This window comes from Alicycliphilus sp. T452 (genome assembly GCF_054512775.1).
Map to the genome: position 1 here is coordinate 94,997 of NZ_JBTNEH010000018.1, position 11,415 is coordinate 106,411.

At 68.4% G+C, this 11,415-nt stretch carries 11 protein-coding genes and 1 rRNA gene; 1 reads left to right on the forward strand and 11 read right to left on the reverse strand.

What is annotated here, in order from left to right; translation table 11 throughout:
* The first annotated feature begins 121 nt into the window (after positions 1–121).
* Positions 122–913: an exodeoxyribonuclease III gene (gene xth, locus ACX12L_RS16235; protein WP_459263495.1), complete on the forward strand. Its 792-nt coding sequence runs from the start codon at positions 122–124 to the stop codon at positions 911–913.
* 59 nt (positions 914–972) lie between these two features.
* Here the strand turns inward: xth and ntrC are convergent, their stop codons facing one another.
* From ntrC to rrf, 11 genes are all read right to left on the reverse strand, one after another.
* The gene (gene ntrC, locus ACX12L_RS16240; RefSeq protein ID WP_459263496.1) at positions 973–2,412 is read right to left on the reverse strand and encodes a nitrogen regulation protein NR(I); all 1,440 of its coding nucleotides are present in this window, start codon (positions 2,410–2,412) and stop codon (positions 973–975) included.
* A gap of 41 nt (positions 2,413–2,453) precedes the next feature.
* Positions 2,454–3,524, reverse strand: coding sequence for a nitrogen regulation protein NR(II) (glnL, locus tag ACX12L_RS16245; RefSeq protein WP_459263504.1), 1,071 nt, complete (start codon positions 3,522–3,524; stop codon positions 2,454–2,456).
* Positions 3,525–3,548: 24 nt separating this feature from the next.
* Positions 3,549–4,046, reverse strand: a complete 498-nt coding sequence (locus ACX12L_RS16250) for a hypothetical protein (RefSeq protein ID WP_459263497.1) — start codon at positions 4,044–4,046, stop codon at positions 3,549–3,551.
* A gap of 173 nt (positions 4,047–4,219) precedes the next feature.
* On the reverse strand, positions 4,220–5,635 hold the full coding sequence (glnA, locus tag ACX12L_RS16255; protein WP_459263498.1) for a type I glutamate--ammonia ligase: 1,416 nt from the start codon (positions 5,633–5,635) through the stop codon (positions 4,220–4,222).
* A 173-nt stretch (positions 5,636–5,808) separates the two neighbouring features.
* Entirely contained in the window at positions 5,809–6,630 is an 822-nt protein-coding gene (locus tag ACX12L_RS16260) for a competence/damage-inducible protein A (protein WP_459263499.1), read from the reverse strand.
* Positions 6,627–7,532 carry an EI24 domain-containing protein gene (locus ACX12L_RS16265; protein WP_459263500.1) on the reverse strand — a complete coding sequence of 302 codons (906 nt, stop codon included), beginning with the start codon at positions 7,530–7,532 and terminating at the stop codon, positions 6,627–6,629. Before ACX12L_RS16265 ends, ACX12L_RS16260 begins: the two co-directional genes overlap by 4 nt.
* A gap of 15 nt (positions 7,533–7,547) precedes the next feature.
* Positions 7,548–8,534, reverse strand: a complete 987-nt coding sequence (locus ACX12L_RS16270; RefSeq protein ID WP_459263501.1) for a sterol desaturase family protein — start codon at positions 8,532–8,534, stop codon at positions 7,548–7,550.
* A gap of 53 nt (positions 8,535–8,587) precedes the next feature.
* Complete coding sequence (locus ACX12L_RS16275) at positions 8,588–9,418, reverse strand: polysaccharide deacetylase family protein (protein ID WP_459263502.1); 831 nt, start codon at positions 9,416–9,418, stop codon at positions 8,588–8,590.
* Positions 9,405–10,370, reverse strand: coding sequence for a YncE family protein (locus ACX12L_RS16280; RefSeq protein WP_459263505.1), 966 nt, complete (start codon positions 10,368–10,370; stop codon positions 9,405–9,407). Before ACX12L_RS16280 ends, ACX12L_RS16275 begins: the two co-directional genes overlap by 14 nt.
* Positions 10,371–10,477: 107 nt before the next feature.
* Entirely contained in the window at positions 10,478–11,215 is a 738-nt protein-coding gene (locus ACX12L_RS16285; protein ID WP_459263503.1) for a 16S rRNA pseudouridine(516) synthase, read from the reverse strand.
* An 87-nt stretch (positions 11,216–11,302) separates the two neighbouring features.
* Positions 11,303–11,415, reverse strand: a 5S ribosomal RNA gene (gene rrf / locus ACX12L_RS16290).

Consider the following 11,415-nt stretch of genomic DNA (forward strand, 5'->3'; position numbering starts at 1 on the left):
TCAAAAAACCCGGCAGTCTACACTGGCGGGTTTTAGAGCGTGTTTACGATCTTTTCATGGCGCCCGTGGCCCCATGCATGTATCGAACGTATCGAATCACTTTCCGCAGCGAGGAAGCGTCATGCAACTGGCCACCTGGAACATCAACTCCCTCTCCGTGCGCCTGCCGCAGGTGCTGGCATGGCTGGCCGCCAATCCGGTGGAGGCCATCGGCCTGCAGGAACTCAAGCTGGTGGACGAGAAGTTCCCGCACGACGCCTTCGAGGCCGCGGGCTACCACGCGGTGTGCTTCGGCCAGAAGACCTACAACGGCGTGGCCATCGTCAGCCGCACGCCGCCGCGCGACGTGGTGCGCAACATTCCCGGCCACGAAGACGAGCAGGCGCGCGTGATCGCCGCCACGCTGGACGTGGAAGGCGGCCCGCTGCGCATGGTGAACTGCTACTTCGTGAACGGCCAGGCGCCGGGCACGGACAAGTTCGCCTACAAGCTGCAGTGGCTGGCCGCCCTGCACGACTGGCTGCGCGCCGAACTGGCCGCGCACCCGCGCCTGGTGCTGGTGGGCGACTTCAACGTGGCGCCCGAGGACCGCGATTCCTACGACCCCGTGGGCCTGAAGGACACCATCCACCACACGGTGGAGGAGCGCCGGCATTTCCGCCAGCTGCTGGAGCTGGGCCTGACCGACGCGTTCCGCCTGTTCGAGCAGCCCGAGAAGAGCTATTCGTGGTGGGACTACCGGCAACTGGGCTTCCAGAAGAACCGCGGCCTGCGCATAGACCACATCCTGGTGAGCGAGGCGCTGCGCGCGGGCGTGACAGCCTGCCGCATCGACCGCGTGCCGCGCAAGAACCCGCAGCCCAGCGACCACGCGCCGGTGGTCGCCACGCTAGGGCCTGTTAACAGGCCCTAGACTGAAGCTACTCTTTCAATAGCTGCCAGCGCTTATCCATCAAGCGCCGGAGGCCTTTTTCATACCTCATCCGGCGCATCGAGCCCCAGTTCCTGGATCTTGCGCGTGATGGTGTTGCGGCCTATGCCCAGGCGCTGCGCGGCCTCCATGCGCCGGCCATGCGTGGCCTGCAGGGCGGTGCGGATCAGGCGCGACTCGAAGCGGCGCGCCAGCGCGTCCCACACCTCGGGCCGGCCGTCCTGCAGCAGCCTTTGCGCCTCCCGCTCCAGCGCCAGCTCCCAGCCCTCGTCGGCGGCCGCCGCGGGCGCATGGACGGGCGCGCCCGCCTGCAGCACCTCGGGCGGCAGGTCCCGCGCCGAGATCACCTGGGCCGGCGCCATGACGGTGAGCCAGTGGCAGATGTTCTCGAGCTGGCGCACGTTGCCGGGGAAGGCAAAGCGCATGAGCGTCTCCAGCGCCGCGTCGGAGATGCGCTTGGGCTCCACGCCCAGCTGGCGCGCGCTGCGTTGCAGGAAGTGGCGCGTGAGCATGGGCACGTCCTCGCGGCGCTCGCGCAGCGCAGGAAGGCGCAGGCGGATGACGTTGAGGCGGTGGAACAGGTCCTCGCGGAACGCGCCGCCCTGCACGCGCTGCTCCAGGTCCTGGTGCGTGGCGGCGATCACGCGCACGTGGGACTTGACGGCGGCGTGGCCACCCACGCGGTAGAACTGGCCGTCGGACAGCACGCGCAGCAGGCGCGTCTGCAGGTCCAGCGGCATGTCGCCGATCTCGTCGAGGAACAGCGTGCCGCCCTCGGCCTGCTCGAAGCGCCCGCGCCGCTGCGCCTGCGCGCCGGTGAAGGCGCCGCGCTCGTGGCCAAAGAGCTCGCTCTCCAGCAGGTCCTTGGGGATGGCCGCGGTGTTGATGGCCACGAACGGCCCCCCGGCCACGGGCGAGTGCCTGTGCAGCGCGCGCGCCACCAGCTCCTTGCCCGTGCCCGATTCGCCCGTGACCAGCACCGTGACCACGCTCTGGGACAGGCGTCCGATGGCGCGGAACACGTCCTGCATGGCCGGCGCCTGGCCCAGCATCTCGGGCGCGTCGGCCTGCTGCTGCTCGGCCACCTGCTCGCGCTCGCTTTCCTCCACGGCGCGGCGGATCAGCTCCACGGCCTTGGGCACGTCGAAGGGCTTGGGCAGGTACTCGAACGCGCCGCCCTGGAAGGCGGACACGGCGCTGTCCAGGTCGGAATAGGCCGTCATGACGATGACCGGCAGGCCCGGCTGCTGCGCGCGCACCTGCTCCAGCAGCTGCAGGCCCGAGCCGCCGGGCATGCGTATGTCGCTCACCAGCACCTGCGGCCCCTGCTGCGCCGCGCCGCCCGCGGCCACGCCGGCCAGCGCGTCCAGTACCTCGCGCGCCTGCGTGAAGCTGCGCGTAGGCAGGCCCTCGCGCGCCAGCGCCCTCTCCAGGACGAAGCGAATCGAGGGGTCGTCGTCCACTATCCAGATCGGCTTCATGTGTTGGTGCTCCCTTTCCCGTAGGTCTTGCATGGCCGGGGTCAGGGCAGCGGGATGAGGATGCGGAAGTCCGTGCGGCCCGGTTCGCTGTCGCAGTCGATCAGGCCCTGGTGCTGCTGCACGAAGGTCTGCGCCAGCGTCAGGCCCAGCCCCGATCCACCGTCCCGGCCCGTCACCAGCGGATAGAAGATCCGCTCCCTGATGGCCTCGGGCACGCCCGGCCCGTTGTCGATGACATGCAATTCCAATGCCAGGCGGTAGCGCTGGCGCCCGAACGTGACCTGCCGGGCCACGCGCGTGCGCAGGGTGATCTGCGCGTCGCCGGCGGCGATGCGCTCGGCGAGCGCCTGCGCGGCGTTCTGCACGATGTTGAGCAGCGCCTGCAGGAGCTGCGCGCGGTCGCCGCGGAACTCGGGGATCGAGGTGTCGTAGTCGCGCAGCACGGCCAGGCCCTGGGGGTATTCGGCCAGCACCAGGGAGCGCACGCGCTCGCAGACTTCATGGATGTTCACGTCGCCCACCTGGTGCGGATGGCGGTGCGGCGCCAGCAGCCGGTCCACCAGGCCCTGCAGGCGGTCGGCCTCGTGGATGATGACCTGGGTGTATTCGGCGAGCTCGGGGCCGGGCAGCTCCATTTGCAGCAGCTGCGCCGCGCCGCGTATGCCGCCCAGCGGGTTCTTGATCTCGTGCGCCAGGTTGCGGATCAGTTCCTTGTGCGCCTGGGCCTGCTCGCGCAGGCGCTCCTCGCGGTCCTGGCGCGCCTGGGCCTCCAGCGGCCACAGCTCCACGATCACCTCGCGGCCAGGTTCGGCCCGCGCCACGTTGGCGTGCACGGGCAGCGGGTCCTGCGGAGGACGGCGCAGCGCGGCCTCGAAGCGCAGCGCCGCGAAGTCGCGCCCGCGCGCGCCCGCCAGCGCCTTCTGCAGGATGGCCGGGTCGGTCAGCAGCGCGCCGAAGTCCGCGCCCTCCAGCATGCGGCGCGACAGGCCCAGGGCGTCCTCCAGCGCGGCGTTGACGAACACCACTGCACCATCGGGGTGCAGCACGGCCACCAGCGTGGAGATGAGATCGAGCGCCTGATAGCGCTCCGCGGGCCGGGGTGCCGAAATGATGGTGCCCCCTTGCCTTGCCCGCGCTTACTTGTTCAAGCGCGCGAGTTCGCGCTTGATGCCGGCCACGTCGGCCTCGGCGCGGGCCACGGCGGCCTTGAGCTCGGCCGTGCGTTCGATGTAGCCCTGAGGGTTGCGCATCTCCAGGGCCGAGCGCTGGGGATAGCCGTCGTTGTATTCCTTGCGCAGCTCGGCCAGGCGCGCCTCGGCCTTGCGCAGCTCGGCATCGAGGATGGCGCGCGCATCGGCGTCGCGCGCGCGCTGGTCGGCAGCATCCACGCGCGGCGCATTCGCCGGCGGGCTGCCGCTGGCGCCGGCCCCGCCGCCTGGCGCCGCCGCGGCCGGCCGCGGCCCCTGCAGCACCGTCACGTTGCCGCCTTCGACGAGCTTGCAGCCACGCTCCTTGGCCTGGGCGGCGTTGTTGGTGTACTCGTTGCCGCAGCGGTAGATACGGTCCTGCGCCCAGGCGGGCTGCAGCATGGCGGCAATGATGGTCAGGGCAAGCAGGCTGTGGCTGTGTTTCATCGGATTCCTCACATGACATGCGCGGCGCATGCACGGCGGCGCTGAGTATCCCCCAATCACCCCGGACCGCCAATTGCGGCGCCCGATTGGCCCGCACGGTCCGCCATGCAAAAAGGCGGCCGCAGCCGCCCTGTGGCACACCGCCGGGAGGCCGTGATGCCCCCCCGTGCCGGTCACAGCGAGTAGTACATGTCGTACTCGACGGGGTGCGGCGCCATGCGGAAGCGCTGCACCTCGCCCATCTTGAGCTCGATGTAGGCGTCCAGCATGTTGTCGGAGAACACGCCGCCCTTGGTCAGGAAGCCGCGGTCCTTGTCCAGCGCCTCCAGCGCCTGGTCCAGGCTGTGGCACACGGTGGGCACCAGCTTGTCCTCCTCGGGCGGCAGGTGGTACAGGTCCTTGGTGGCGGCCTCGCCCGGATGGATCTTGTTCTCCACGCCGTCCAGGCCCGCCATCATCAGCGCCGAGAAGCACAGGTAGGGGTTGGACGAAGGATCGGGGAAGCGCGCCTCGATGCGGCGGCCCTTGGGGTTGGCCACGTAGGGGATGCGGATCGACGCCGAGCGGTTGCGCGAGCTGTAGGCGAGCTTGACCGGCGCCTCGAAGCCGGGCACCAGGCGCTTGTAGCTGTTGGTGCCGGGGTTGGTGATGGCGTTGAGCGCGCGGGCGTGCTTGATGATGCCGCCGATGTAGTACAGCGCGAAGTCCGACAGGCCCGCGTAGCCGTCGCCCGCGAACAGGTTCTTGCCGTCCTTCCAGATCGACTGGTGCACGTGCATGCCCGAGCCGTTGTCGCCCGCGTAGGGCTTGGGCATGAAGGTCGCCGTCTTGCCATAGGCGTTGGCCACGTTCCAGATGACGTACTTCATCACCTGGGTCCAGTCGGCGCGCTCGACCAGGGTGGAGAACCTGGTGCCGATCTCGTTCTGGCCGGCGCCGGCCACCTCGTGGTGGAACACCTCGACCGGGATGCCCAGGGACTCGAGGATCAGCACCATCTCGGCGCGCATGTCCTGCGTGCTGTCCACGGGCGGCACGGGGAAGTAGCCACCCTTGGTCGTGGGGCGGTGGCCGCGGTTGCCGCCGTCGAACTTGGTGCCGCTGTTCCAGGGAGCTTCGTATTCCTCGATCTCGAAGAACACCTTGCCCGGCTCGTTGCTCCAGCGCACGCCGTCGAAGATGAAGAACTCGGGCTCGGGGCCGAAGTAGGCCGTGTCGCCCAGGCCCGAGGCCTTCAGGTAGGCCTCGGCGCGCTTGGCGATGGAGCGCGGGTCGCGGTCATAGGCCTTGCCGTCGCCGGGCTCGACCACGTCGCATTGCAGGAACAGCGTGGTTTCCTCGAAGAACGGGTCGATGTTGGCCGTGCTCGGGTCGGGCATGAGCTGCATGTCCGAGGCTTCGATGCCCTTCCAGCCGGCGACGGAGGAGCCGTCGAACGCATGGCCGGAGGTGAACTTGTCCTCGTCGAAGTGCGAGATCGGCACGGTCACGTGCTGTTCCTTGCCACGGGTGTCCGTGAAGCGCAGGTCGACGAACTTGACTTCGTTTTCCTCCACCATCTTCATCACGTCTGCAACGGTCTTGGCCATCAGGGTTCTCCAGGGATAGAAATGCGCATCGAAAAAGGATGCGCAAGGAAAAGCAGGTTGCGTGCCAGCCCGCGCGGCGCCCGTGGGGCTGGGGTGCTCCACCGTGGTCGCCCTCGATTCCAGGCGGCGCACGGTGCACCGATTGCGTGCGGGATTCTAAGTGGGGCACCTTCTCAGATATTGCGCACCATTTCGGGGCCCATGCCCGCACCAGATTGGTGCAGACCCTGGTAAAGCTCCTGCCATGCCGCCGGAACCAGCGCGGCCGGGCCCTTGACCCCCAGTTCCACGTGCCTGCCGTGCACGGGGTGATCGACACTGGGCAGGCTGAACACCTTGATACCAGGGTGCGCGGCCTCTATGCGCTCCATGAGCGGGGTGAGCGCGGCCTCCATAGCGCCATGCAGCACGATCGAATGCTCGGTTTGGGGCTGGCGGTTGAACCACTGGGCACAGTAGTGGTCCAGCACCCACTCCACCATGGGCCAGGCCATCACCGGGAAGCCCGGCATGAAATGCACCGTGCCGCCTCCCGGCCCGTCGCAGGAGAAGCCCGGGATCTTGTTGTAGGGGTTGGGAATGATGCGCGCGCCCTCGGGGAACACGCCCATGTTGAGCCGGTGCGCGTTGTCCGGCCGGTCGGGATCGAACGCCTCGCCCTGCTCGCGCGCGACGTCCTGCATGCGCTCGCGGATCAGCGCCGCCGCCTCGGGGTGCAGCGCCAGGGGCCGCTGCAGCGCGGCTGCCGCGCATTGGCGCGTGTGGTCGTCGGGCGTGGCGCCTATGCCGCCGCAGCTGAAGACGACGTCGCCCGAGGCGAACGCGCGCTGCAGGGCCGCGGTGATGCGCGGGCGGTCGTCGCCCACATAGTCCGCGTAGGCCAGCGCAAGGCCGCGGGCGGCCAGCAGTTCGATGACCTTGGGCAGGTGCTTGTCCGCGCGCTTGCCCGAGAGGATTTCGTCGCCGACGATGATGAGGCCGAAGGATGGAATCATGCGGGATGCGAGTCCGGAGAAGGCGGAGGAGCGAGCGCCGGCGGCGGTGGGCTGGCAGGAATGGCGGGCGTGGCCAGGGGAGAGGACGGGTCGCCGTCCTGCTCCCGCAGCCGCTGCAACGCCGCCAGGCAGAAGTGGGTGAACCACAGGGAAGAAAAGGCGAACACCAGCGTGTAGATCCAGATGGCGATGGGCACGAGCATGAAGAACGCCGCCGCGAACACCACGCCCGAGGCCCAGACGATGCCGGGCGCCGCGCCCAGGAAACCGCACAGCACGCCGATGGTCAGCAGGCTCAGCCTGTGGCGCTTGAAGATCTCCTGCCGCTCCGGCCTGCTCGCATGCTCGGCCAGCGCGTCGAAGGCCATGACGCGGTAGGTCAGCCAGCCCCAGATCAGCGGCGGCAGCACCAGCACCAGCGGGGGAACGAGCCACAGCGGCATGGAGACCACCAGCGCCAGCAGCGCGGCGATGGTGGAGCCCAGCGACCACAGCACGCTGACCACGAAAGAGCCGCCCCGCTTGCGCTGCAGCTGTGCAAAGCGCCGCTCCGCCACCAGCGAAACGATGGCCGGCGCCATGAGCACGGCCACCGCCAGCACGCAGACGATGACGACCACGGGCGTGGCCAGCATCAGCACCAGCAGCGGCGCCAGCACCACGGGCAGGTTGTCCACGCCGAAGTGGCGCAGCCAGCCCCACAGCAGGCCTAGCCAGTCGGAGCCCTCCAGCGCCGCCTGCATCCAGGCCACTGCCGGCTGCCAGTAGAAATGCCCGCTGCCCCAGGCAGCCAGGGTGATCAAGAGCAGCGGCAGCAGCGACAGCGCCACGACGCGCGGCATCAGGCAGTAGGCAGCGGCGCGCCAGAAAGAATCGAGAAAAGGCCCCATGCGCGCAAGCATAGCGCCATTGCCTGCTCAGTCGCGCCCCGCCAGGCGCAGCAGGCCGCGCCATTGCTGGGCCCAGAAGCCACTGCCGTAGTCGCGCACCCGGCCATCGGGGCCAGGCTCGACCTGGTCGCGCACGCCCGTGGGGTCGTAGCGGCGCTCGAAGTTGGCCGTGCCGAACAGCATGTCCCACCAGGGCAGCAGCACGCCGAAGTTGTGCCCGCCGAGCACCGGGACGCCGGTGTGCTGCGCCGGCGCCGATTCATGCCCTGTGCCGATGGCGTGGTGCAGGCGGTGAAAGCGCGGGCTGATCCACAGGCGTTCGCCCAGGCTGCCGAACCACAGGCGCAGGTTGGCGTGGTGCAGGTTCTCGCTGAGCTGCGTGAGCGCCACGATGGCCACGAACTGGCCCGGCGCCACGCCTATGCATTGCGCGACGACGACGATGATGGCGTCGCGCAGCAAGTCGTCCAGCAAGTGGTTGCGGCTGTCGCTCCACATGGTCATCTGCCGCTGGGAATGGTGCAGGGCGTGCAGGCGCCACCACCAGCCCAGGCGGTGCTGGCCGCGGTGGATCCAGTAGTCCACGAAGTCGAACACCAGCAGGTACAGCAGCAGGCTCGCGAGAGACCGGTCCGTCACGCCCGGCCACAGCGCGTCGAGCTGGAAGGTGCGCCAGCCATGGGTGCGCAGCGTGCCGAACAGGCCGTCCCACAACGGCTCCGCCATGAAGAACAGGGCCAGGCGAAACAGGCCCAGGCGGTGGATCAGGGTGTAGATCACATCGACCCGCACGGCGGCGCGGTCCCGCAGGGGCTCCACCGGCCGCCAGCGCTCCAGCGGGCCGATCACGGCCAGCATCACCAGCAGCTGCAGCAGGCCGACGAGCAGCCAGCCCGTGGCGACGTAGGCATCCTCGAGCACATTGGCCAGCCCGAGCGCGAACAACGCCGGCTGCACCACGGCCTCGAACAGCCACTGCTGGGCGGCATCGAACAGCAGGGATAGCCAGGACATGGGATTCACCATCGCATCGCGCTCATCAACGCCCAGCATAGCCGCGGGCCATGTCACTTCCCCTGCTGGGCCTTCGTCCCGTAGACGGGGTGTTCGCGCAGGGTGCGAAAGCACAGCCCGCGCTCCTTCAGGCCCTTGATCAAGGGCTCCAGCACGGCCGGCGCCCAGGGGTCCTTGCGCGACCAGATGCCCAGGTGGGCCAGCAGTATGTCGCCGTCGCGGATGGTGCGCAGCGCCTGCTCCAGCAGCATCTGGTTGCCGTAGCGCTCGCTCGGCAGCTCGTCGCCCAGGAATCCTGCCGGCGTCCAGCCCACATGCGTGTAGCCGCAGGACCGGGCGGCCTCCAGCAGGCGCGGCGAGGTCTTGCCGCCCGGCGCGCGAAACAGCGGCAGCGGCTCCTTGCCGGTCATGGCGCGCAGCCGGTCCGCGGCGCCATCGATCTCCGCGCAATACTGCGCCGCCGTCATCGAGAGATCCTTGCCGGCCTGGGGGCCCGCCGATGGCCTGACCTTGAGCCCCGCGCCCTCGTCGGCGCGCCAGTACACGTGGTGCAGCGTGTGCGAGGCGAATTCGTGCCCCTCCGCGGCCCGTGCGCGCCACCACGGCGCCCACTGCTCGTCGAGGCTGCCGCCGCCGCTTTGCGTGCGCTCGTTGGCGGCGAAGAAGGTGGCCTTCACGCGCTGGCGCTGCAGCACCTCGGCCACCAGGGGCGCGATGCCCATGTGCCCCGTATCGAAGGTCAGGTACACCGCTCCATTGCAGCTGCCTTGTGCATTATTTTGGGCACTAGCGCCCAGTGGACAAGCGCTTGCAGCTATCAAAATGATTGCACAACACGCCCGCCACGACGGTTGCGCGCCAGTGAACCCGCTAACGCTTGGCATGCCTGAGCGTCCAGACGCCGTGGGGCGACTTGCCGACATTGATGGCGCGAGCCACTTTGCGCTCGGCCGTATCGATCACGAGCATCTTGCGCGCCCAGCGTGCGCTGACATAGATCCAGCGGCCATCGGCCGATACATCCATGCAGTCGGGGCCGCCCGGCGCCGGATAGGAGTCCACTACGCGCAGCGCCTGCATGTCGATCTTGCTGATGGTATTGGCCACCCGGTTGCTCACGAACAAATGGCGCCCGTCGCCCGCGGCGCGGAAGGCGTGGGCGCCGCTGCCGGTCTTGATGCGCTGCACGCTACGCGGCAGCTCGCCCGAGATGTCGAACACCTCCACGCTGTCGCTGCCCGTGAGCCCGACGAAGAGATGCCTGCCGTCGGGGCTGCCATACACGTCCGCCGGCATGGCACCCGTACCGGTGCGCCACCTGATCTTCTGCGTGGCGATATCGATCGCGACCAGTTCGTCGCTGTCCTGCATGGTGGAATACACCGTACGGCTGGCGCTGTCGATCCACAGGTGGCTGGGCGTCTTGCCCGTGGGAACGCGCTGCACCAGGGTCGGCTCCTTGCCGTCCCAGCGGTAGAAATCCACATGGTTGAGCCGGTTCGCGGCCGTCACCAGCCACTGCATGTCGGGCGAGAACCGCAGGTGGTAGGGATCGACGATGCCACGCACCGTGCGTTGCACCTGCGCCGTTCCCGGGTCCACGAAGGTAAGACTGTCCCCCAGGGCGTTGGCCACGATCAGCGACTTCTCATCGGGCGTGAGATAGAGGTGATGCGGCTCCTTGCCCGTGGCGATGCGCGCCGTCTCCGTCCATGTCACCGGGTCGATGACGCTGATATCCGCCTGCAGGGAGTTGAGCACGAACACCGGCGGTTCCGCAGCATGGGCTCCCAGCGCCAGGCACGCGGCTACAAGGACGCCCGCCATGCGCCCCATTGTCCATTCTTTCACCCCAAAACTCCCTTCGGCATAGCCCGCATCACGAGGACCCATGGACAACGTCCGCGCGGCACATGGCGTTGACGTGATGCCCATTGTGCAAGTCATTTCAGCAGCGCGAGTTCATCCGGGCCCAGCCAACGCCACTGCCCCGGCGCCATGCCAGCCGGGAGCTCCAGCCCCCCCATGCGGGCGCGGTGCAGGGCCTCCACGCGATTGCCTACCGCCGCGATCATGCGCTTGACCTGGTGGTACTTGCCTTCGGTCAAGGTCAAGTCGATCCGGTGCGCGTCACGTTGCACGCAGGCCGCCGCGCGCACAGGCCTGGGATCGTCATCGAGCACCACGCCAGCCAACAGGCGCTCGACCTGCGCCGCATCGACGGGATGCTTGGCCGTCACCTGGTACACCTTCGGCACATGCTTTTTCGGAGAGCCCATGCGGTGGATGAATTGCCCGTCATCGCTGAGCAGCAGCAGGCCCGTCGTATCCTGGTCCAGCCGCCCCACGGCCTGCACCCCGCTCACGGCCCCTTTGCTGGGCCGCTGCCGAAGCGGGGCTGGCAGCAGCGTATAAACGCTGGGATAGGCAGAAGGCTTCTGGGAGCATTCCGTACCGGCAGGCTTGTTCAGCATCACATAGGCCTTGGCGTGGTACGGCCAGTCCTGGCCTTGCACACGCAGCACCAGCCCCTGCGTCTCGAAATCCTGTGCCGGCTCCAGACAGACGACTGGCTCCGGCGAGCCGGCACCGTGCACGGCCACCCAGCCCTGCTGAATCAAGCCCGCGCAAATGCGGCGGGTTCCGAAACCTTGCGAATAGAGAATGTCTTGGAGCTGCATGAGCGTGGAATTTCGCACATTTTCCTTTGCCCAAAAGCAAAACGCCCCCCTGGGCGAATGCACAGGGGGGCGATTTGGGCTGTAAGAGCCTGACGATGACCTACTTTCACACGGGGACCCGCACTATCATCGGCGCGAAGTCGTTTCACTGTCCTGTTCGGGATGGGAAGGAGTGGTACCGACTTGCTATGGTCATCAGG